This window comes from Pontibacter arcticus, assembly GCF_003284895.1.
In the GTDB taxonomy this organism is placed as follows: Bacteria; Bacteroidota; Bacteroidia; order Cytophagales; family Hymenobacteraceae; genus Pontibacter; species Pontibacter arcticus.
The window spans coordinates 311,009-334,666 of record NZ_QMDV01000002.1; the positions used below are offsets into that span (position 1 = coordinate 311,009).

At 44.7% G+C, this 23,658-nt stretch carries 18 protein-coding genes; 10 read left to right on the plus strand and 8 right to left on the minus strand.

Features of this window, described 5'->3' with window-relative positions; all coding sequences use genetic code 11:
• The first annotated feature begins 21 nt into the window (after positions 1–21).
• Positions 22–4,155 carry a chemotaxis protein CheB gene (locus DP923_RS06485; RefSeq protein WP_112305041.1) on the plus strand — a complete coding sequence of 1,378 codons (4,134 nt, stop codon included), beginning with the start codon at positions 22–24 and terminating at the stop codon, positions 4,153–4,155.
• A 95-nt stretch (positions 4,156–4,250) separates the two neighbouring features.
• Here DP923_RS06485 and DP923_RS06490 read toward each other — a convergent pair whose 3' ends face one another.
• The gene (locus DP923_RS06490; RefSeq protein ID WP_239020955.1) at positions 4,251–5,315 is read right to left on the minus strand and encodes a sialidase family protein; all 1,065 of its coding nucleotides are present in this window, start codon (positions 5,313–5,315) and stop codon (positions 4,251–4,253) included.
• Positions 5,316–5,470: 155 nt separating this feature from the next.
• On the opposite strand from DP923_RS06490, the gene DP923_RS06495 reads away from it, so the two are divergent.
• The gene (locus tag DP923_RS06495; RefSeq protein ID WP_112305042.1) at positions 5,471–6,064 is read left to right on the plus strand and encodes a DedA family protein; all 594 of its coding nucleotides are present in this window, start codon (positions 5,471–5,473) and stop codon (positions 6,062–6,064) included.
• A gap of 110 nt (positions 6,065–6,174) precedes the next feature.
• On the opposite strand, the gene DP923_RS06500 is transcribed toward DP923_RS06495, so the two are convergent.
• Positions 6,175–7,113, minus strand: coding sequence for a DUF808 domain-containing protein (locus DP923_RS06500; protein WP_112305043.1), 939 nt, complete (start codon positions 7,111–7,113; stop codon positions 6,175–6,177).
• A gap of 318 nt (positions 7,114–7,431) precedes the next feature.
• Between DP923_RS06500 and DP923_RS06505 the strand changes: the two genes are divergently transcribed.
• Complete coding sequence (locus DP923_RS06505) at positions 7,432–7,662, plus strand: hypothetical protein (RefSeq protein WP_112305044.1); 231 nt, start codon at positions 7,432–7,434, stop codon at positions 7,660–7,662.
• A 50-nt stretch (positions 7,663–7,712) separates the two neighbouring features.
• On the opposite strand, the gene DP923_RS06510 is transcribed toward DP923_RS06505, so the two are convergent.
• On the minus strand, positions 7,713–8,735 hold the full coding sequence (locus DP923_RS06510; protein ID WP_112305045.1) for a rod shape-determining protein: 1,023 nt from the start codon (positions 8,733–8,735) through the stop codon (positions 7,713–7,715).
• A gap of 563 nt (positions 8,736–9,298) precedes the next feature.
• Here DP923_RS06510 and DP923_RS06515 point away from each other — a divergent pair.
• From DP923_RS06515 to DP923_RS06530, 4 genes are all read left to right on the plus strand, one after another.
• Positions 9,299–9,835, plus strand: a complete 537-nt coding sequence (locus DP923_RS06515) for a YceI family protein (protein WP_112305046.1) — start codon at positions 9,299–9,301, stop codon at positions 9,833–9,835.
• Positions 9,836–9,902: 67 nt separating this feature from the next.
• A complete protein-coding gene (locus DP923_RS06520) occupies positions 9,903–10,838 on the plus strand; it encodes a ring-cleaving dioxygenase (RefSeq protein ID WP_112305599.1) in 936 nt (311 codons plus the stop codon).
• Positions 10,839–10,889: 51 nt separating this feature from the next.
• Positions 10,890–11,510 (plus strand): alpha/beta hydrolase, encoded by a 621-nt coding sequence (locus tag DP923_RS06525; RefSeq protein ID WP_112305047.1) that lies wholly within the window; start codon positions 10,890–10,892, stop codon positions 11,508–11,510.
• Positions 11,511–12,049: 539 nt separating this feature from the next.
• Positions 12,050–12,724 (plus strand): response regulator, encoded by a 675-nt coding sequence (locus DP923_RS06530; RefSeq protein ID WP_112305048.1) that lies wholly within the window; start codon positions 12,050–12,052, stop codon positions 12,722–12,724.
• Positions 12,725–12,730: 6 nt separating this feature from the next.
• On the opposite strand, the gene DP923_RS06535 is transcribed toward DP923_RS06530, so the two are convergent.
• Together DP923_RS06535 and DP923_RS06540 are read right to left on the minus strand one after the other, a co-directional pair.
• Positions 12,731–13,027, minus strand: coding sequence for a hypothetical protein (locus DP923_RS06535; protein WP_112305049.1), 297 nt, complete (start codon positions 13,025–13,027; stop codon positions 12,731–12,733).
• Positions 13,028–13,293: 266 nt separating this feature from the next.
• Entirely contained in the window at positions 13,294–17,283 is a 3,990-nt protein-coding gene (locus tag DP923_RS06540; RefSeq protein ID WP_112305050.1) for a chemotaxis protein CheB, read from the minus strand.
• A 200-nt stretch (positions 17,284–17,483) separates the two neighbouring features.
• On the opposite strand from DP923_RS06540, the gene DP923_RS06545 reads away from it, so the two are divergent.
• The gene (locus DP923_RS06545; RefSeq protein WP_112305051.1) at positions 17,484–18,524 is read left to right on the plus strand and encodes a chemotaxis protein CheB; all 1,041 of its coding nucleotides are present in this window, start codon (positions 17,484–17,486) and stop codon (positions 18,522–18,524) included.
• Between the two features lie 228 nt (positions 18,525–18,752).
• A complete protein-coding gene (locus DP923_RS06550) occupies positions 18,753–19,169 on the plus strand; it encodes a hypothetical protein (protein ID WP_112305052.1) in 417 nt (138 codons plus the stop codon).
• A 101-nt stretch (positions 19,170–19,270) separates the two neighbouring features.
• On the opposite strand, the gene DP923_RS06555 is transcribed toward DP923_RS06550, so the two are convergent.
• From DP923_RS06555 to DP923_RS06565, 3 genes are all read right to left on the minus strand, one after another.
• On the minus strand, positions 19,271–19,552 hold the full coding sequence (locus DP923_RS06555; protein WP_112305053.1) for a circadian clock KaiB family protein: 282 nt from the start codon (positions 19,550–19,552) through the stop codon (positions 19,271–19,273).
• A 63-nt stretch (positions 19,553–19,615) separates the two neighbouring features.
• Complete coding sequence (gene kaiC / locus DP923_RS06560; protein WP_112305054.1) at positions 19,616–21,079, minus strand: circadian clock protein KaiC; 1,464 nt, start codon at positions 21,077–21,079, stop codon at positions 19,616–19,618.
• A 293-nt stretch (positions 21,080–21,372) separates the two neighbouring features.
• Positions 21,373–21,939, minus strand: a complete 567-nt coding sequence (locus tag DP923_RS06565; protein WP_112305055.1) for a helix-turn-helix domain-containing protein — start codon at positions 21,937–21,939, stop codon at positions 21,373–21,375.
• Positions 21,940–22,451: 512 nt separating this feature from the next.
• Here DP923_RS06565 and nhaA point away from each other — a divergent pair.
• Positions 22,452–23,639, plus strand: coding sequence for a Na+/H+ antiporter NhaA (nhaA, locus tag DP923_RS06570; protein WP_112305056.1), 1,188 nt, complete (start codon positions 22,452–22,454; stop codon positions 23,637–23,639).
• The last annotated feature ends 19 nt before the right edge of the window (positions 23,640–23,658 follow it).

Genomic DNA, 23,658 nt, shown 5'->3' on the forward strand with positions numbered 1-23,658 from the left:
GGTTAACGCAGCCATTGCCGTATGAATACAGAACAGGAATTAGTACAGATGCCAAAAGATTCTCCTTCGGAAACTGAAAAAATAAAGCCCACCGATCATTATTTAGTTGGGATCGGGGCTTCTGCAGGTGGTTTGGAGGCGATCCATATGTTGTTCGACCACTTCCCGAATAACTCCACTTTTTCATTTGTTATCATCCAGCACCTTTCTCCGGACCATAAAAGCCTGATGGCCGAGCTGCTTTCGAAACATACCAGCATGCAGGTGCTGGAAGCGGAAGATAAAATGTTTACCCGGCCCAACTGTGTGTATGTTATGCCAAGCGGCAAACAGCTTACCATAGAACATGGCCGCCTGCGCTTAGCCGATAAAACCCGGAACCGCGAACCTAATTTTGCGATCGACCTGTTTTTTGAGTCGATGGCTAGAAGCAGGGGAAGGTATGCCATTGGTGTGGTACTTTCCGGAACCGGAACAGATGGCACCAGAGGAACGATGGCCATAAAACGGGCAGGCGGCATGGTAGTGGTGCAAGACCCCGAAACAGCTAAGTTTGACGGGATGCCCCGGAGCGCCATTAATGCAGGTTACGCAGATTATATACTTGCGCCGGAGCTGATGCCCGATGAAATAATTGAGTTTACGCGTAAGATTCCGTTGGTAAAATCTTTAATAGAGCAAAGCAAGGAGCTGGAAGAAGACCTTATTTTGAAAGATATCCTGGATCTGGTTTGTACCCACACCCAAACGGATTTTACAGACTATAAAAAAGCCACGATCAACCGCAGGATCAGGAAACGAATAGATTTTCTGCTACTGAACGACCTGGGTGATTACCTGAACTACCTTCATGAGAACCCTGCAGAAATAAAGATCCTTTGCCAGGAGTTTTTCATTAACGTTACCAACTTTTTCAGGGACCCCGATGCCTTTGAATTGCTGGAAACGAAGGTGGTACCCGAACTGATCGAGGAAAAAACGGACAAGGATACCATAAAAGTATGGGTAGCTGCCTGCAGCACCGGCGAGGAAGTATATTCTATTGCCATGTTGTTTTGCGAGGCTTACGAGCGCAATGGCCTGCAACCCAATGTAAAGCTGTTTGCAACCGATATCGATCAGCAGGCCATTACACAGGCATCCAAAGCGAGTTACCCGCTTACCATCACAAAAGATGTTTCGGCAGATCGGTTAAACCGTTTTTTTATATTGAAGGGAAACCGGTATCATATTAAAGAAGACCTCCGGAAGCTGGTGGTTTTTGCCCAGCACGACCTTCAGAAAGACCCGCCTTACAGCCGCATCGACCTGATTACGTGCCGTAACATGCTCATCTACCTGAACGCTGAGCTGCAGAACAAAGTAATCTCCTTATTCCCGTACGCGCTTAATATGGGTGGCTACCTGATGCTGGGCCCAAGCGAACATATAGGAGATTTTAAGTCCTTTTTTTTAGAGGAAAACCGCAAATGGAAATTGTTCCGGAAAATAAAAGAGGGAAGAGGCATCAGCAGGCAGCAGATGTACGGTATTTCTGATTTAAGTATTAGCCTGAACCAGTTAAGCCAGTCTACGATCCAGAAAAACTTCTCGCTTAGCAAGTATAACGAGTCGTTTATGGATGCGATGGCCGAAGATTATAAGGTTACCGCCCTGTATGTGGATGAACAATACCAGTTGCTGCACGGAATCGGTGATATTAACCGTTACCTTAAATTTCCGGATAAGCGCCTGCACTTTAATCTGATTAAGATGGTGCCCGAAGAACTGGCTGTAACCCTGAGTGTAGGCATCCGGAAAGCAGTGAAGCAGAACCGCAAAGTAGTGGCCAGGCAGGTAACTGTTAAACTGGGTAAAAAAGATAAGCTGGTACACGTTTCCATCAGGCCCATAACCCTCGATAAAGGGCAGGAGAAAGTTATCCTGATCCTGTTCCAGGAAATGGGCGAAGTAACGCCTTTGCCAAAATTATCAGACCTGTCGTACGTATCGGACTCTGATTACTACCAGCAGCTGACAGCCCTGGAGATGGAGCTGAAAGATGCCCGTGAAAGCCTGCATTTAACTGTACAGGACCTGAGCACCTCCAACGAAGAACTGCAGTCGAGTAACGAAGAGCTGATGTCGTCTAATGAGGAGTTGCAGAGCTCAAACGAAGAAATGCAATCCCTGAACGAGGAGCTGCACACCGTAAATACAGAGCATCAGCTTAAGATAAAAGAACTGCAGGAACTGAACGAGGACCTGGATAATTACATCCGGAGCTCTAACATCGGGCAGTTGTTCATCGATCATAACCTGTCTATCCGCAAGTATACGCCAGCTATCAAAGGGCTTATTAATATTATTGAAAGCGATATGGGTAGGCCTATTCACCATTTATCGCACAACATCATTTACAATTCGCTGATTGAAGACATCAAACTTGTAAACAACACGTCGGCTGATATTGAGAAAGAAGTTGAAACGCTGGAAGGTAAATTTTACCTGATGCGCATTATTCCATACCTCAAGCACAACGGCAACAAAGACGGCGTTGTGATCAGTTTTGTAGAAGTAACTACCCTTAAAACCTTAAGCAATGTAGTGCAGGGCGTTCTCAATAGCTCCCTTAACTGCATTATGGCTTTTAAAACTGTTCGCGATAAAAAACACGAGATTGTAGACTTTGCCTGGACACTGGTAAACAAAAAAACAGAGGCTATACTGGGCAGTACGGAAGCAGAATTATTAGACACCAGTGTTTTACAGGAAATGCCTTTCATGAAGAAAAGCGGTATTTTCAGGAAGCTGGTTAAAGTAGTGGAAGATGGGGAGCCTTTCCATATCGAGCAGCAGTTAGAACTGAAAGGCAATAAGGCCTGGTACGAAATAGCCGCTGTAAAAATGGGGGATGGCGTGACCATTACCATGGATGACATCACCGAGAAAAAGAACAGCGACGACCGGGTACTGATGGCCTACGAAGAGCTCAAAGTTGTGGAAGAAGACCTGATCAAACTTAACAACGAGCTTGAAAAGAGGGTTTCGGAACGTACGCAGGCGCTTGCTGCCAGCGAAGAACGGTTCAGGTTAGTTTCGATGGCGACAAACGATGTGATCTGGGACCTGGACCTGGTTACAAATGAGATATGGTGGAGCGATAGTCTGCGGGCAATGCTCAACTATAACCTCGAGGATATGGGCAAGGGCATAAACGGCTGGGCAGACCTGATACACCCCGATGAAAAAGAGCAAATTCTGGATGGCCTGAACAAAGCGATCAACTTCGGGAAAGACCAGTGGACAGCGGAGTACAGGTTACGAAGAAAAGACGGCACCTATGCTTACGTATCCAACCGGGCCTACATCATGCACAACGAGTACCAGATGCCGTACCGAGTGCTGGGCTCTTTTATCGACCTGACGGCTTTAAAGCAAACGCAGGAAAAACTGCTTGAAACAAACGAACACCTGCTGCGCGTGATCGAGGACCTGGATACCTTTGTTTATACGGCTTCCCACGACCTTAAATCTCCGATCGGAAACATTGAAGGGTTAACGCTGTTGCTGGAAGACCAGATAGCAGGAGCCGGGCCAATACCGGGAGAGCCGACCGAGCCTGTTTTTGAAATGATAAAAGGCGCGATCGGCCGCTTTAAAAGCGTGATCCAGGATTTAACGGATATTGCCAAAGTGCAGCGCAACATCGACGGGGAAGCCGAATATGTGAACGTGCAGGAAGTATTTGATGAAGTCAAGAACAACAACCAGGAGCTGATCACAAACGGCAACACAACCATTACCGTTGATTTTAAGGACGCGCCACTGGTTAGTTTCTCAAAGAAAAACCTGTATAGTATACTTTATAACCTTGTCAGCAATGCCATTAAGTATAAAGCTCTAGACCGGGAACCCGTTATTTCACTTAAAACCAGGAAAGGGGATGGGTATGTAATCTTAACGATTGCAGACAATGGCCTTGGCATCAGCGAAGACAACCAGGCCAAGCTTTATACTTTGTTTAAGCGTTTCCATACGCACGTAGATGGTACTGGCATGGGGCTTTACATTGTGAAGCGCCTGATTGATAATGCCAATGGTTTAATTGAAGTGCAGAGCGAACTGGGCAAAGGAACTACATTTGAATTATACTTTAAAGAACCAGAAAATTAAAGGTTGTACATAAAAAGAAGCGATTCCCCGGTCATACTTTATAAAGGCCGGGGAATCGCTTTTTTGTTTTAAGATAAAGCAGATGGCTTTATACCTTACAGCTTCCGGAAGTATATTTTGTCTTCGTTTTCCCAGACGCACAGTGTTGCTTTGTCGGCCAGTTCTACGGTTTCTATGTAGCTGCCTTTGCCAAGTGTGGTTTCTTTGCCAGTGTTCAGAAATTTTACTTTAAGCATTTTGTTATTGTCCCGCCAGGCAATTACCGGATTTTTGGTTCCGCTAAGCCGGCAGTTTCGGCCTTGCCCGATTTCGGTTTCCGTTGCCCCAGGAGTTACGTGGTAAATTTTACCATCGCGCTGCCACACGGTCTGTATTTTATTATGCTGATCGATGGTCAGGCCGCCGCCATCCATGGGGCAGCCTTTTAGTTGCCAGGTTCCTTTTCCGAGTTTTTGGGCCTTCGAAAAAGTTTTGCCACCGTCTTTTGATGTTGTCAGGTAAAAATCTCTGCTGCCATCTATCCAGTTCCGGAACATCAGCGTAACCTGTTTTCCCTGTACCGTTATACTTGGTTTGCAGCATTCGCACACGGTTTCGTCCGGTGACTGGTACACTACTTTATTATCAGACCAGCTGGCCGCATTTTTTGAAGCAGAAGCCAGTACGATCTTGTTTTGCTTGGTATCCCGCACATCAAGCCAGACTGCGTAAAACGTGTCTTTCTCATCGGCAGCGAGGCTCATCAGCCCTTCCGGAGCAGAGCCTGTTACATTGTTTACCGTAGCTGCTTTTGTCCATTTATTTGTTTTATGCTGCAGGCTGTAGGAGTGAATATTTCCGCCTTTATCAATCGCTGTCACTACTGAGTATAGCGCAGAACTGGCAATTTGCGGCCCCATCGACATGCCAAGGTATAAACCGCTTAGGTGGGCTACCAGCACAGGTTCGGAAAAAGTATGGCCGTTATCAGTAGAGGTAGCACAGTAAATATTTTCGGACTGGCCGTACACAATTCGTATCGTTCCGGCTATGTCTGTGGCTACCTGGGGTTGCCGGCCCGCAGCAAGCAAAGTTGGGGCGGCAATAGGATCAGCTACTGCAACTGTCAGGCAAAAAGCTGCAAGTATAGAAAGTATAAATCGTTGTAAAACAGTGCGCATAGCCAGGCTAATTGGTTTTCCTTAAATCTGTGCCGAAGGTACTTGTAAAAGCTGAGTTCTCTGCCTGAAAACAGGAATTCATACACTGGGAAAAATGCTTGCAGTAACCAATTACCGGAAACTACAGTTAGTAAACCTTTATCAGATTTATTACTATGGATACGACAAGTTTAATTGAATGGGGCGGTTTCCTTTTAATCGTTATACTGATATTTGCCGAAACAGGCTTGTTAATAGGGTTAGTTGTGCCGGGCGGCGAAACGCTGGTTTTTACGGCAGGGCTTTTGGTGAGTACTGGCACGCTGAAGATTCCGTTGGCAGTACTGTTGGTTGCTCTGATCATAGCCAGTATAATCGGAGATAGTTCGGGTTATTATATCGGCAAGAAATTCGGGAAGAAACTGTATAATAAAGAAGATACTTGGTATTTCAAGAAAAAGTACCTGCACCTGGCTACAGATTATTTTAGCAAACACAGCAAAGCGGCTATCATTTTCGGTAAGTTTCTGCCTATCATCAGGCCATTCAGCCCGGTAGTTTCAGGTACCACGGACATAAAGTTTACTAACTTTATGTTCCTGACAGTTACCGCCAGTATACTTTATATGTGCACCTTTGCTTTAGCAGGTTATTTGTTGGGCAGCCAGTTTCCGGCTATTAAAGATTACCTGGGCTGGATCCTCCCGATCAGTATCATAGTAGCCTTGATTCCGGTAATAAAACAGGTAAGAAAAGCGAAAGACGAATAGCTTTTAAAAGTATAGCCAGCTTCACAGATCAGCATAAAAAAAGCCTTCCCTGGGTTTATACTTCCAGGGAAGGCTTTTTAAGTTTAGTTGTATTTTGAATATGAAAGGCTTTACTCCGTAACCGCTTTCTTTTTAAATAACGGACGTACCAACGTTACAATCTTATCGATTACAAAGCCCAAGAGCAAGCCGCCGATCATGCACGAAAAGGCTTTTGCAAACCAGGCAAGCGCCGGTATATCAGCCAGGGCATGTTCCAGGTTGTGCAGCAAATGGCTTGTAAACGGAATGTTGTGAGCAATTATTTCGGCACCTACCCATAGCATAGCTGCCGTACCAATATAACCAAGCCACTTCAGGAAATGCGGCATGAATTTCACAATTCCCCTGCCTATACCCTGTACGTTACGATGAAACCTATCTTTAGCCAGGTGTACACCAAAATCATCCGCCTTCACGATCAGGCCGACAAAACCGTAAACAGCAACCGTAATAAAAATTGCCACACTGATCATTACCGCAATCTGGGTTAACAGTGGCTGGTCGGCTACAGTGGAGTAGGTGATGGCTACAATTTCAGCAGACAGGATCATATCTGTGCGAACGGCACCTTGAATCCTTTCTTTTTCAAGCTCCTCCGGTGTAATAATTTTTATGCCTTCCCCGCTTTCCGGATCTGCTACATCATGCGACTTGCTGAACATTGAATGTACTTTTTCATACCCTTCGAAGCATAAATAAGCGCCACCCAGCATCAGAATAGGCGGAATGGCCCAGGGCGCAAAAAAACCAAGTATAAGCGCTGCCGGACTTAAAATAAGTAACTTGTTGAGCGCTGACTTTTTAGCGATCTGAAAAATAATAGAAAGCTCCCGCGATGGATCGAGGCCTACAACATACTTAGGCGTAACGGCTGTATCATCAATCACGATACCTGAAACCTTGCCTGTCGTTTTCGCTACTTGTGCCGGAACATCGTCCAGGCTTGCCGCACTTACTTTTACAAGTGCCGCCACATCATCCAATAAAGCCAGTAATCCTGAAGCCATTTAGTTTGCTATTGTATAAGTATGAATTCGTTTTTAAGGCAGCAGGCGGCGTTACTTTGGAAAGTAAAATGCAGAGCCACCGCTTGCTTTGGTAAATAACGCGAAAACCAGTGTATCAAAGCAAATCTATAAAGAGAATGCGCTGCTTCTTTTTACATAAATGCTTCGGTTTATACTTTCTGTTTTTGATAAAGGCAGTAACGTATACTTTTTGCCGCAGTTCATCACTTCAAAGGCTACTTCCGTCACAAATAGTTTTGCATGTAAGCCCGCCGCTTTATACTTGCGCTACCTAAAAGTTTGAAACTAAGATAAGCTATGTATAAACAAAACCAGGCTTCCGGGCCAGAGAGCAACCGGACCCAACGTACAAAGTATACTTTCCGGAAAAGTAAGTGGCTGCTGCTGGTAGTAAGTATGGCTTTTGGCTGCCAGCCTTATGCAAGTACAGATTTTCAGAAAGAACAAAAAACTACAGAATCTGAAATGCCAGCCACCGCGTTTTTCAAAAGTATAGGTAACCTGATAGATGCCTTTGCAGGGTTATAAACACCAACTGCAAATACATTGTAAGCGCCTAATTATTAAAGTATAGCTAACTAGCGCATCAGGAATTTAAACTTATCGATGTTTTTCAGGGCTACACCTGTACCCTTGATCACAGCCAGTAAAGGGCCCTCTACCACATGCACCGGCAACCTGGTTTTAGCAGCCAGCCTGTTATCGAGTCCGCGCAGCAGTGCACCGCCACCGGTTAAGTAAATGCCCGATTGGTGAATATCTGATGAAAGTTCGGGTGGCGTTAACTCCAGCGTGACCAGAATGGCGTCTTCAATTTTAGTTATGGACTTATCGAGGCAGGAAGCTATATCTTGATAAGTGACCGTTACTTGTTTAGGCAACCCCGTCATCAGGTCCCGTCCCTTTACGGCATAGGGCTCAGGCGCTTCCGGCAGATCGTAAACAGCAGCGCCAACCTCAAGCTTAATTTTTTCGGCTGTACTTTGCCCGATCAGGATGTTGTGTTGCTTGCGCATGTACTGCATGATATCGTCATCAAAAACATTACCTGCCACACGTACTGTTTGTTTGCATACAATACCACTCAGAGCAATTACGGCAATCTCGGTAATACCGCTTCCGATGTCGATGATCATGTGCCCGTTTGGTTCCTGCACGTCCAGGCCAATGCCAATGGCGGCTGCAACCGGCTCGTGTATCAGGTATACTTCTTTGGCGCCCGCTATAACGGCAGAATCGCGGATAGCTCTTTTCTCAACTTCGGTAATACCAGCCGGCACACACACCACCATGCGGTAAGAAGGAGAGAAGCCACGTCGCTCCGGAAATGCTAATTTCAGCATACCCTTGATCATGTGCTCTGCCGCATGGAAATCTGCGATCACGCCATTCTTAAGGGGGCGGATGGTGCGGATGTTTTCGTGCTCTTTGCCTTCCATCTGTTCGGCTTTGCTGCCCACAGCCAGTACCTGGCCGGTGGCACGGTTAAAAGCGATGATAGAAGGTTCGTCCAGTATTATTTTACCATCCTGTAGCACCAGGAAATTTGCCGTTCCTATGTCTATTGCGATGCCTTGTGTCAGGAAGTTAAAGAGACCCATAGTAAAAAGTATATTGGTGAATAGCTGCTGTTTAAAACAGCATGGTTTGTAAATGTATCTGAAATTAAGAACTGAAGAAGTTACCAGAACTGTAAAGTGCTTTACCTGGCTTTCGTACTACAGGTTTAAAGCTAAAAGCAAACTGTGGTAATAATTGTGTGGTGAGTTGCCGGTTGTACGGCTTACCTGTTAAAGGCTTTCGGTACCGATAGAAAGTACAGGCGGTAACCTGTAAGTTCATCGCAGAGCGTAACATGGTGAGATGATGCTACAAAACCAGTAACCGGCTTTAAACAAGAAAAAGGAAGTATAGCTGGTGGCAACAAGGTAATTTATAATGTTAAGTTGTAAAGTTCGTGAATAGGGGCCTGAATAGCAACCTAAAGTATAAACCACGGCCTATGCTGGCATTATCAGGCACGTTTTATACATTGCTAAGATCTCTCCCAGATGGATTATTTACTGATCAGGAAAACTTTTATACTAAATTATATGTATATACATTAAATGTACATACATTTGTAATATTATCACGAATCATTAAAACGTTAACATAAAAAATCATGGCAACAATTAACTGGGCAGTAGACCCAACCCACAGCGAAGTTCAGTTTAAAGTAAAGCACCTGATGATCACGACCGTGACGGGGTATTTCAAAAATTTTAATATTGAGGCTGTTACCGCGGACGAAGATTTTACCAAAGCAGAGCGCGTTGTTTTTACGGCTGATGTAAACTCGATCAGCACCAACAACGAGCAACGTGATACGCACCTTAAATCGCCGGACTTTTTCGATGCAGAAAAGTATAGCGAAGTTCGTTTTGAAGCGTCGCGTTATGAGGCAGCAGGTGGTAACGATTATAAGCTGCACGGCAACCTGACAATCCGGGATGTGACCAAGCCTGTAACCGTGAATGTAGAATTTGGCGGTATTGTAGTAGACCCTTATGGGCAGACCAAAGCAGGTTTTACCGTTAATACAAAGATCAGTCGCAAAGAATTTGGCCTTACCTGGAACGCCGTGACCGAGGCGGGCAGCGTAGTAGTAAGCGACGAAATAAAGCTGCAGGCAGAAATACAGTTAGTAAAACAAGCCTGAGGTAGCTGCGGTCCCGGTTTCGAAGTATAAACTGGTAACGGATATAGCAATATAAAGTATGATCAATATGGAAAACAGAATAGAAGGCTTGCACCACATCACTGCCATTGCAAGTATGGCCAAGCGCAATCTCGATTTTTATACCAAAATACTAGGCCTGCGCCTGCTTAAAAAAACGGTAAACTTTGATGATCCGGGCACATACCATTTATACTTTGGGGATGAGCGCGGAAGTGCCGGCACCATCCTGACCTTTTTCCCATACGAAGGTGCACGCAGAGGCAGCTCGGGAACCGGTATGGTTACCAATATTGCTTATTCGGTGCCGGAAGGCAGCTTTGATTTCTGGATAGAGCGGTTCGAAAAGCATAACGTGATTTACAACAAGCCTTCCGAAAAATTCGGCGAAAAGTTCCTGACCTTTCTGGACCCGGATGGGTTGAAGCTGGAGTTAGTTATACCGAAGAACGGCGATAGCAGAACTCCCTGGGAAACCGAAGAAGTAAAAGCAGCAGTGGCTACCAAAGGCTTTCATGGCGTTACCTTAACCCTGCAAAACCAGAAAGAAACAGCCCGCATTTTAACAGATATTTTTGGCTATACCCTGGAGGAGCAAAGCGGAAACCGTTACCGTTATGTTACAGAAGCGGTAACTTCTGCTAATATCGTAGACCTGGTGGAATTACCAAACGAGGCGCGTGGCATAGGCGGTGCCGGTACCAACCACCACATTGCTTTCCGGGTGAAGAACGAAGAGGTACTGATGCAGTTTCATGATAAGATTGCGAGCCTTGGCTACAACATCACCAACAAAATAGACCGCAATTATTTTTATTCGCTCTATTTCCGGGAGCCGGGCGGTGTGCTGTTCGAGATCGCTACCGATAATCCTGGTTTTGGAATTGATGAGCCATGGGATAAGTTGGGCTCAAGCTTGCTGCTGCCACCTCAGTACGAATCGCGCAGAGCACAAATAGAAGCTGTGTTGCCCAAAGTAGACTAAGCAATTATAAAACCTGAGGCATACATTTTATACTTTTATAATTACCGATAAATGTATACGCATACTACAAACGTGATAAGCAGCGGTAAACCGTTAGCAGAAACAGGAAAAGCCCTTATTCTGGTACATGGTCGCGGCGCTTCGGCGCAAAGTATACTCGACCTGGCCAATTACCTGCCTGTTCAGGACTATACTTTGTTTGCACCGCAGGCTACGACAAACAGCTGGTACCCCTACAGTTTTATGGCGCCGGAAGTACAAAACCAACCGGCACTGGATTCGGCGCTGGAGCAGCTGGATGCCTTGGTTAAAAGTATACTTGACCAAGGCGTTAAAACTGAGAATTTATACTTAGGCGGGTTCTCGCAAGGGGCTTGTCTTACTTCAGAATATGCTGCTCGTAATGCCACTAAATATGGCGGACTGCTGCTATTTACCGGCGGTCTTATTGGGGAGCAGCTGGTCGCAACCAGGTATAAAGGCGACTTTGCCGGAACGCCCGTACTTATCACCACCGGCGATCCGGATGCGCATGTGCCGGTTAGCAGGGTAGAAGAAACTGTAGCGGTCATGGAAAAGCTCGGCGCTGTCGTTACTAAAAAGATATACCCTGGCAGGCCGCATACCATTTTGCAGGAAGAACTCGATCTGGCCAGTAAGCTCTTTCAGTAAATTAATACCAGCTAATTTATTGTTTTGCTATCGGCAAAGAAAAGAGTAGTGGAAACAATCAGATCATAAAAAAGGCATCTATCGTGTTTATAGATGCCTTTTTTATGATCTGATCAGCAAATTGGTTTGTGCAGCCTTTATCTGAAATTGCTGAGGCTTGTTTGTGGCAGCTATTTCTATACTTTGTTTATAAAAATCGAGGTAATTTCAGATGATAACTTATCACCTAGTATTGTACTTACTGCGTGATATACGTAAGCTTTGTTACAAATCCGTAAATAATTGTATAAACCCGGTAATTACAAATGCTGCGCTACATAATTAAAACCAACTATCGTACATAGTTAGACAATACTTTTTATGGAATGCAGCTCGTAGAAGGTATTTCATTACCCAACTGGTACGAGCGGAACCTCCCTTATTAGGTGCTGAGGATGGTTCCGCTCGTTTTGGTGCTTACTGGTTTCTCAGTTAGTTTTTATACTTTGAAAGTTAGTTGTCATTGAATCATATTAAAATCATCAGCTCAGAAAATACAAATGGAAGAAATCAAACACGTTAGGGTTATCATTACAGAGGATCATATGATCTTACGGCAAGGCCTTAGAATGTTGCTTTCCGAAGACAGCGAGATTGATGTAGTAGGGGAGGCCGGCAATGGTGTTGAGTTACTGGAGCTGCTTGCCCAGACACCTGCCGATGTGGTACTGATGGATATTAATATGCCGGAAATGGATGGTTTTGAAGCTACAACGCGCGTGGTGTCAGCATTCCCGGATACAAGGGTTATTGCACTCTCGATGCTGAACAGTTTGCCTTATGTGCAAAAAATCATGCAGTGCGGCGCTTCGGGTTATCTCCTCAAAACAACGGGCAAAGATGAGTTGCGCTCTGCCATAAAACTGGTTGCCGGCGGCACCACCTACATCTGCAGCGAACTAGCTGTAAATATGCTGTCTAACGCGATGGCACCGGCACAGCCGGCTAACGATTCGATAACACATGTGGGGTTATCGAAGCGCGAAGTGGAAGTTTTAGCATTGATTGCCGAAGGCTACACAAATGCCCAGATAGCAGACAAGCTTTTCAACAGCAAACGAACCATCGAAACCCACCGCCAGAATATTCTGGAAAAAACTGGCGCAAAAAATACAGCCAATCTTATCAAATATGCCATCCGCCATAAGATTATTGATCTGGGCGCATCAGACTAAAAGCGCTTATTCCTGCGTCTTGTTTTGTGCCATACGCTCCAGCGTTCCCTGTGTATTCAGTAAGCTTTTCAAGGTAAGGTATTCGGGTGAGTTGTGTACAATAACCTTGGTATCGGAGAGGAATATTTCAAAGGTCAAAAGTAACTCAGTACTTAAATCTATACGTTGGGAAGCTGATGCAAGACCGGGTTCCGGCTTAATATGCAGGCTATCAGTAAAAATCTGAACTGTAAAGGTTTCAATCTCACCTGCTTCCTGCTTTTGCTCAAATTCCTGAAGCAACAGCTGCACTTTTTCTATCATCTAATCCCTTTTATATAGTTTGCCTGAAATTGGCGGTTACTTTGCCTATATAAAAGTACGGAGATTGAATAGCATTTTCAAGCGTAACAATACGTAAATAAGCTAAGTATAAACAGCAAGTTAACTATTCTGGATTTTGCATACAGAAAGCTCTTTGCCTGTATGCCGGCCAGGTTAAGAAAGCAGGCAGAGCCAGGTCGTAACAGCTGGAATAAAGGAAGCTACTGCCCGGATCAGATAACGTATAACCGAGCAGTAATTTGTTTTTATTTTATAGCGAGGCTCGGGTTAAACGAGATCTCTATTCTGCAGCCTTTACCTGGGGCTGTCTGGATGTCAAACTTTCCATCCAGCAGGTTTACCCGGTTCTTTATACTTTTTAGACCGACACCGTCTTGCTTCTGAAGGTCATCCTCGGCTATGCCTTTACCGTTATCCTGTACTCTCAGAAGTATATTTTCGCTTTCCTGAGTTAGTGCTATTGTTGCTCTGGTGGCACCCGAATGCTTTACAACATTGTTAAGCAACTCCTGTATGATCCGGTACAAGGAGAGGGATGTATTATAGTTTAGCGTCGCTTCAGGAATCGCGAAAGAGGACGTAATTTTCAGGTGCGGGTTCTTGAAGCGGGCGAATATTTCTTCCAGCGCTACTTTCAATCCAAATTCCTTCAGTACGGAGGGTGTGAGCTCAAAAGAAATATTACGGGTAATCTGGATGCCTTCTTTCAGGAATTGGTCCACGCTTTCTTTTACCTTTTTCTGCTGAACTGTAGCTGGTGCCAGGTTATCGAGCCTGAGCTTTGCTGCATACAATATCTGGCCCAGGCCGTTGTGCAGCGCCTCAGATATCCTGCTCCGCTCTTCTTCCTGTGTCTGAAGTATGGTATTAAGGGTGCCGCGCTGCTGCGATAGGTTAAGTCTTATAGTAGCCTGTTCTGCGTCTTTCTGATCCTGTATGTCTGTAGCCGTCCCGATCCAGAGGGTTATTTCACCGTTATCATTCTTTACAGGTACATCTTTTATCAAATGCAGGCGGTACTTGTTATCAGCTTTACGAAGGAGGCGCGCCTGTGCATTGTGTACTTTACCGGTTGCAAGGCAATGTTTGAAATCAGGCATAATTTTTTTCAGATCATCTGGGTGAAAAACCTTCTGCCAGCCCCAGCCTTCCGACTCTTTTTCCGAAAGGCCCGTGTAATCATACCATAATTTATTAAAGGAATTGTTCTCACCGTTGGGTTTATTTGTCCAGGTAATATGCGGTACAGCTTCCAGTAATTCTTTAAACCTGTCAGCGCTTTCACGCAGCTCTTCCTGTTGTGTCAGTAAAGCCTGTTCATTCAGCTTACGATCGGTTATATCCTGCAGGGTAAGCACCAGGCCATCGCCAAACTTAACGGCCGTTACATGTAACCATACCTGCTTCTGGTTTATCTCCTGCAACATTTCCAGATCAATAGCCTTTCCAGAGTTTACAACCTCTACCATCTCCTCAAACATGCCTTGTTCCATTAACTTAGGGTAGGTATTCCAGAGGGTGCGGTCATTCAGTTTACTTTGGGGTTTATCAAACAGGTCTTGTGCTTTCTGATTTACCGTACTGATGCCGAAATCTATCACCTGGTTAATAGCAGACCTGACCGATTTTAACGCAAGTATGGCATTGGGCGAGCTCTGAAAGATACCGGCATGCAGCAGGTGCATGGTCTTAAGTTCGTTTATCTGAACAAAAATGATGATGGCTCCGTCAATTTTACGATCCTGGGTAATATAGGGCAGCATGCGCATCTGGTACCAGACGCCGTTCTTATCCTGCAGTTCTCTTTCTATTACCTGGTTGTTGTTTATAACCAGCTTTATATCATCCGTTAATTTGTCGTAACGCAGGTTGTTGGATATATGGTCGATTGAACGCCCTATGTCGCTTTCTATCAGGTTGATGAGACGTGTGGCGGAAGGAGTGTACTTTCGGATAATCAGTCTGCGGTCAACAAAAATCTGCCCGATATCGGTACTCCTGAAATAATTGTTCAGGTCATCATCGAGCTCAATCAGCGCTTTAATTTTGTACTGATGCTCGGTGTTGATGGTGTGCAGTTCCTCGTTCAGCGACTGTAGTTCTTCGTTGGTACTTTGCAGCTCTTCGTTCGAGGAAAGCAGTTCTTCGTTAGTACTTTGCAGTTCCTCGTTTGATGTTTCAAGTTCTTCCACTACAGCTTGCAGGTCGTCTTTGGTATACTGCAGTTCCTGCTCCAGCTCATCCACGCGGCTCTTGTACTGGCCTTCGCTCACGATCACGACCTGTTCCGGCTTCAGCGGAATGCGTGGTTGCTCTTCCGAAAACAAAACAAGTATATAACGCTGCAACTGCTTTTTCTCTACCAGATACGGCTTCACCACCACATTTATATACCGGAGTTGATTTTCCTGGTGCACCTGAATGTTATGCGCTACTACTTTTTCTTTTTCGGTGATGGCTTTGCGCAGCATGGCACCCAGGCTAACGGCCAGGTCCTGGGGTACAAGTTTCAGGAGGTTAAAGGTAAAGCTCTGTTCAGGCAGGTCCAGAAATTTTTTGAACTTGCCGGCAGCGTGCAGCACATCAAAGCTCTCATCTACATAAACAGCCGCATAGCCATACTCTTCCAGCACCGTTTCGCTTAGCAGTTCGTTAAAACTATGCTGTAAGATCTGCTTCGCCGTCAGGTCCCTGGATTGAGAAGGAAGTGATGTTACAAGCGGCCGCTTGCTCAGGTTACCGGTAAACGATTCTGAAAGCCCCAACGACCGTGCAGGTTCAGCGCTCCGGAAGACCTTCCATTTCTTGTTTACTTCTTCAAAGCTTTTCAGGTCGCCCACACTTTCGCTGGAACCCAGGAAAAGGTAACCATGCAGCGATAAGGCGTAATGGAATTTCCCGATCACTCTTTTCTGTAGCATCGGATTGAGGTAGATGAGCATGTTGCGGCAGCTTACCAGGTCAATTCTGCTGAAAGGTGGATCGTTGGTAACATTGTGCGGCGAGAATATCACCAAGCGGCGCACGCGCTGTGCAACTCTGTACTTGCCTTCTTCTCTCACAAAATAATCATGGAGCCTGTCTTCCGAAACATCTGTTAAACTGCTTTTGGTGTATAAACCTTTACTGGCAAAGTCCAGCGCTTCGCGGTCTATGTCGGAGGCAAATATCTTAACTTCGAGCTCCTTTTTTACTTTATCCATATACTCCCGCACCAATATGGCAATAGAGTATGCTTCCTCGCCGGTAGAGCAGCCGGCCACCCAAATGCGCAACTGGTCGTTGGCCCGTTTGCGGTCGATAAGGTCCGGTAAAATAGTGCTGTCCAGAAAGGAGTAGGCTTCCTCATCCCTGAAAAATTTGGTAACCCCGATCAGAAATTCCTTGCCAAGCGTTTCCACTTCTTCGGCGTTCATGTTCAGATAATCCAGGTAATCGCTGAAATTATTGATGCCTTTAATGTTCATGCGCCGGCTGATGCGCCGTATAATAGTAGGTTGTTTGTAGTTGCTGAAATCAATGCCGGTCTGCCCGTTAACCAGGTCCAGAATCTGGAAAAAAGTAGCTTCGGCTTCGCTGTCTGCCAGTTCTATTAGTTTGCCGTTAAAAGGGCCTAGTTTTATGTAATCCAATATTTCTGCGGACATCAGTTCTGGTGGGAGAATATAATCGACATAACCCGAGTTGATGGCACTGCGTGGCATCCCATCGAACCGGGCTGTGGTAGGGTCTTGCACAAGCACAAGGCCTCCTTCTTTTTTAATGGCTTCAATGCCTTTTGTGCCATCGGTACCGGTACCCGAAAGTATAACACCAATAGCACGCTGCTTTTTATCCTGTGCCAGCGACATAAAAAAAGTATCGACCGTCTGGGTGCGGTTCAGGTTTGTTTTATCCTTTAAACTGAACCGGTTATTTTCGATGGTAAGTTCTTTTGTGCTTGGAATAACGTAAACGCGATTTGGTAAAAGGGGCGCATCGTGTTCTGCTTCCTGTACTTTCAGGGCCGAGTATTGTTCCAGTATTTCCGTTAACAGACTGCGGTATTCCGAGGAAATATGCTGTACGATAACGTAGGCTACATTATCCTGCGGAATAGTACTAAACATGGCTTCGAGGGCTTGCAAGCCGCCGGCAGAGGCTCCGATGCCGATCACGTATAATCTATTATCCCTACTTTTTGCCTCCTGTTTTTCCGAACCTCTATCGTTCGTTTTTTTAGTTGCTTTTGCCATGCCCTGCCTTTAACCCAATTACATTTTATAGCTGCCAATTTACCAAATTATACTATACAAAAATGGGCGGGCCACCAGGTAGCTGAAGTACTTTACGGATTAATACGTAGCCATTTTGGTTTAACACTTCATTTTAAAGCCCGTACACTAGTGAACTTTCCACTAAACTGGTGCTGCTACAGGTAAACTAATAGCGAAGTATGAAAGAACACAAACCAAAGATTATTGTTGTAGGAACATCAGCGGGAGGGATGCAGGCTTTACTTAAGTTATTTGCTCCATTACCCCAAAACCTGCCTGCTTCCATTTTTATAGTGCAGCACATCAGTTTAGATTCATCTGCTCCATTTCTGGTAGATCGCCTGAACAAACACACAAAGCTTACCTGCAAAGTGGCTGTGCATGAAGAAGAGTTCGAGCCGGGCACCGTTTACTTTGCACCTCCAGATAAGCATCTGTTGCTAAACGGTACCAGGATGCTGGTTGTAAAAGGGCCACGAGAGAACCAGTTCAGGCCTGCTATCGATCCTTTATTCCGTTCTGCGGCGGCACACCACGGGGCCAATGTAATGGGCATTATTTTAACGGGCTTTATGAGTGATGGCGTAATTGGGATGGAATGTGTGAAGAGGTGTGGCGGCCTGACCATAGTACAGCACCCCGACGATGCCGAGTTTCCTGTATTGCCTGAAAATGTGATCCGGCAGGTAGAACTGGACTATGTAGTGCCCGTAAGCGAAATGGGAATAATAGTGGAAGAATTGGCAAGCCAGCCTTTACAGGAATCGTTAACAGTGCCGGCAGATATACGGCAGGAGGCTTTAATTGCAGAACGAGTTATGAGCAGCGCAACACAAACCAGCATAGAAGATTTAGATAAAGCAGGAAGCCGCACAGCCTACAGTTGCCCTGATTGTGGGGGCGGTTTGTGGGAGCTATCCCAGGAAGGTACTATTGTGCGGTACAGATGCCACTCCGGCCACGCTTATTCCCAGGAATCCCTGTTAACGGGTATGTCTAATTCGTTGGAAGAAACGCTTTGGGTTGCCTTAAGAACCCTGGAAGAGCGACGGAATATTTTACAGAAAATGAGCCAGAATGAATTTCTGAAAAATAACCAACGATGGAGTGCGATGCAGGACGAACGCATTGATGAAATGAAGGTGCACATTGAGCGCTTACGGCAACTGCTTTCCAGGTCTGCTGAAGAAGATGAAGAACATCTGACTGAGCTGGGCTAAATAGTATAAAAGTAAAAATGACAAACTATATAAGTTGCCAGGTACTACGTATTTTTTTCAGGGAAGAAGTAGTAATACGTGTTTAATGCGTAAAACCCTCAAATCTGCGTTTTATGTGGGTATTTATAAACCGTAGGTTGGTTGAGAAGTATAGCTGTGCGTATATCATAAAGCATTGCATCAGGCGAAGTATAATTTTGGCAGAAGGGAAATATATAAAATATTTTCATGCCGGAATCTGAAGCTGTTCATGCAAATGGAATTTATTCCAAAACGCCATATAACGGTAATTATAGCTACATCATGGATACCTGCCGCACCCAGCTTTTAAAGGAGTTGCACCAATTGTCTCTAGCATTTTGTGATAACAACACACTTTTGCTTAAAAAAACTGAGGGCGTGTTACACTGCCAGTTTTTGTATCATGGGCTTGCAAATACAACCGTCACGGTTAAATCAAGTGTGCTGGCTCAGGCACTCTGGCATATCAGCAGCCTTGGTATTATTGAAGGTGCCGACTATCTTGTTGTTAAAAACGGATTCAGTAAATTTTGCCTGCATGTTAAAACGCTGCAGCTTTACGCAGAACTTAGCTCTCATCATCCTGCTCTTACACTTGCACCACAAAACCTGCTGGTAGCATAAGGATTTATACTTAACTAGTTAGATTTGGCCAGCGAAAGTAAAAAGGTTGCCTCCATCAGGAAACAACCTTCTCATATTTTTTAAATTACGCACGCTTATTTTTACTTGTGCATACTAGAGATACCCAGACCTGCCAACACACGGCTTCTTACATTTAAAGCACCTATAATACGGTTAACAGGGGTAGGCATCATTCTGATCAAGGTAGGAATAGCTATAATTCCAGCTTCTTCGGCTTTTTCCGGATATTCTTGTATATCAATGATTTCCAGGTCATAATTGTCATTTAAATTTTCTTTACAGATCTTAAGTAGGGTGTCCACGGCCTCAACAGAATTGGGGGTGTGTCCGTTTATAAAGAGCTGAAATACATGCATGCTCATTTTTTGTTTTGGCTAATAGTGCCGGCACCTGCCGGAAAGTTTAAGGATGAGCTAAAAGGAATATTATTCAAGTTTAATGAGCATCGGGTTGCCTGTCAGGATGCCGCTGATACCTTCAAATTGGTTGCCGATTTCGGCGCCGCTATCTGTAATACAAAATTTACGGATCGAGGTATCGTGTTTGGAGCCGCGCATTTTAAGTACGGCTATACTTCGCTGCATTTCCCCGGACATTTCTACATAACGCAGCAAAATGATGGTATCCGTGATGGGAGAGATGTTGCCTTCCGTATCCGAAGTTCCGCCTGCCAACAACGGCGTATTTGAAGTAAACATGCCTGTAATCTGCTGGTGTTTTAAGTAGGCGGTAAAGGCAATAATAAACTCCCGGAAACCTTTATCAGACGATGTGCGCGATAAAGCAGAAAGGCTGTCGATGGCAATTCTGTCCGGCTTAAAGGTTTTGACAATGTCTTGTATATTGATAAAATGATCTTCTAAAGAGGAAACTTCCGGGTACACGCAAATAACCTTCAGCAGTCCTTCATCTTCCAGTTGCTTGAAATCGATGCCCCAGCCGGCTGCGTTGCGGAATAATTGCTCGCTGCTTTCCTCGAAGGCCATAAGCAGGCAGCGTTCATTATTCTCGCGGATACCGTTTACAAAGTTGGCAACCATCAGCGTTTTACCAGCGCCTATGGCTCCTGATACCAAGTTAATAGAACCTTTAAAGAAACCGCCATTTATCATCTTATTAAGTGCAGCAATGCCGGAAGTTACACGCTCATCAGATGATGTATGCTTCAGGTTCATGGCTGACAATGGGATGATAACGATAGCTTTTTCCACGTTGATTGAGAATGGGTTTTCGCCTTTCTCGTGGTTGCTTCCTCTGAACTTTAATATCTCGATGGTTCTGCGGCGCTTTTCGTTATGCAGCACATTCCGAAGTAAAACCACGTTGTCGGTTAAAAATTCTTCTACCCCAAAACGTGTTATTTTGCCATACTCTTCCAGTCTTTCGGCCGTGATAATAGAAGTGGCGCCTAATCGCGACAAAGTTAAGGCAACCTGGATCAGTTCGCGGCGGATAGTGTGTATCTCTTCATGAAACTGCGTAAAGATGCTGCCGATCGAGTCGATCACAACCCGCTGCGCATTGCATCGTTTCACGGCTCTCTCCAGTCGTATCCTGAAAGCGCTCAGATCAAAATCGCCTACTGCTATAATAATTTCTTCTTTGGGAGCTGCATCCAAGAATATCCATTTCCCTTCTTTTTCCCAGGTATCGATATCCCAGTTAAAGCTTTTCAGGTTTTTACGGATATCATCTACCTGTTCTTCAAATGTTACAAAAACACCTGCCTGCCCGAACAGTTCTATGCCCATTGCCAGAAACTGTGCTGCAAATAAAGTTTTAGCGCTACCAGAGCTACCAGCCACCAGCGTGGTTCGGCCTAAAGGTAATCCGCCATGCGAGATATGATCGAATGATGTATTTCCGGTTTCTAGTTTTTGAATGGTCATAGGTATTGGTAAGCTGTTTTTTTAAGGAAAGATAGTGGACCGGGAGTTCATGTCGGGTTGTTATTAAGCCAGGCGTTACGAGTCGATATAAAACTTCCGGTTCAAACCTGGCCTGACCGTTATTCGCTATAATTGCTACCCTTGCAGGAAATAGAAATGTATAGAATTTCAGAAGTTGAATATAAAGTATACGTCTGCGTTAAACGCTCATTGTAATGGGCTTAAAGAACGCACAAAGGTGGTAAGTATAAAGTAGGGAATCTTTATAGACTTAATCAGGTATGTTGCAAATGTTACAGGTTTTCGAGCACGCCTTCGTGTTTCTCTTTTAAGTGCCTGTAAAAAGACGGCGATATACCTGTTACCTTTTTAAACTGACTGGATAAATGCGAAACACTACTATAGTGAAGCTGATCGGCAATAGCGGTCAGCGAAAGTTCATCGTAAAATAAGAGCTCTTTGGCTTTCTCTATTTTATGAATGATGATGAATTGCTGTATGGTGATGCCTTTCACTTCTGAAAAAATGCTGGCCAGGTAATTATAATTATAGCCCAGTTTTTCGCTGATGTAAACAGAATAATTTACTTTTGGCTGCTCTTCTGAGGAGCGAATCAGGTCTGTGATAAGCTTTTTGATTTTTTCGATCAGCTGGCGCTTGCTGTCATCCAGCATTTCGAGGCCGGTCTTGCTGAGGTTCTCTTTTAGCTGCTCTAACTGTAGATCGGTTATCTCTTTGTGCAGTTCCACTACGCCGAGGTCTACTACCACATACTCTGCCTGCAATCCCAGCCGGATCAGTTCCTGCTGGACAAGTGCTTTGCAGCGATTACTGACCATGTATTTAATGTATAATTTCATGTAGCGGAATTAATGTATACTCAGAACCGGAAGAATGAAAGGGCATTGCTGCCAAAAAAAGAACCGGTAAAAGGCGTGTGCAGAGAATTAAGTTGCTTAAGTAAAATAAGCTGTTGTATAGATAACTGAAAGACTATAGTTGGCTTGGAATGGTTCAGCTTGTTAAGCAGAGCAATTCCAATAGTTAAAAGGAACCTGCTTAAAAAAACCGGTTTTCTATTTACTCTAATTTACTACTAAAAAATGGTCTTCTCTGTAAATACAACTAATGTTTATATCATAACAAAGAATCAGGCTGTAATCGTACAGTTATAAAGTTAAATTATACTTTCTCAACCAATTCCGAGCACCTTAAGAGATGATATTAAAAGCTGAAAACATTTCCCGAAAAGAGTAATTTTATTTCATTTATCCTTTCAGCAGCCGCCTTATCTTTCTTTTTTAAAAGTATAAATCGGTTAGTTTATCACATTCCATTCTGTAGACTTTAAATAAATTTTGTAGTTTTAAGCATGCTACAGAAAATTAACATCGCAACGTTTAAAGATTTCTTCAGGTCCGGCTCAGCTGGCGGGATTATCTTAATGGCCTGTTTACTTATCTCTTTGCTGATCGCAAACTCTCCTTTAGGCCCCGGATTCGAGAACTTACTGGCCCAGCAGGTTGGCTACGAATCTGACTTTTTGCAACTCCGCTATTCCGTACTTTTATGGATAAACGACGGTTTGATGGCGATTTTCTTTTTGCTTGTCGGGCTCGAAATTAAACGTGAGCTGGTAGAAGGGGAGCTGTCTTCGTTTAAACAGGCAGCACTACCGGTTTTCGCTGCAATAGGGGGTATGCTGGTTCCGGCACTGGTATATGTCCTCTTTAACCAGGGAACGCCTACAGCAGGCGGCTGGGGTATTCCGATGGCAACAGATATTGCTTTTGCCATTGCCGTAATTTCTTTGTTAGGGAAAAAAGTACCACTGTCACTTAAAATTTTCCTGACGGCCCTGGCCATTGTAGATGACCTGGGCGCTATACTGGTCATTGCTTTTTTTTACTCAGCAGAACTGCACCTGAATTACCTGCTTTATGCGGGCGGTGTTTTTGCTTTCCTTATACTTTTAAACCGCTTAGGTGTTAAACAGATCTGGGCGTACCTGATACCGGGTGTTTTTATCTGGTATTTTATACATCACTCGGGTATACACGCTACCATTGCCGGCGTGCTTACAGCCTTAACGTTGCCAACCACACCAGACGAAAAAGAATCGCCGCTGGAAAAACTGGAGCACATGTTAACCAAACCTGTCAATTTCCTGATCATGCCTATTTTTGCGCTGGCCAACACCAATATAAGATTTGAAGCCGGTATGGTGGATGGACTTACAAGCAGCCTGGGGTTAGGGATTATTTTCGGCTTACTGTTAGGCAAGCCAATCGGTATCGTTTTCTTTTCGTGGTTATCGGTTAAGCTCGGCATCAGCTCCTTGCCCATCGGTACCAGATGGATACAAGTAGTAGGGCTGGGCTTGATTGCAGGTATTGGCTTTACAATGTCTATCTTTATCTCCTTGCTTTCTTTTGAGGATGCTGCTTTTCAGACGCAGGCTAAGTTTGCCATCCTGGTAGTTTCGCTTGTAGCTGGTTTAGCAGGCTTTGTTTTCCTGAGAACAGTGGCAAAAGCTAAGCTGCCCGAGAACGAACTTTAAAACTTTATACATAATAAGA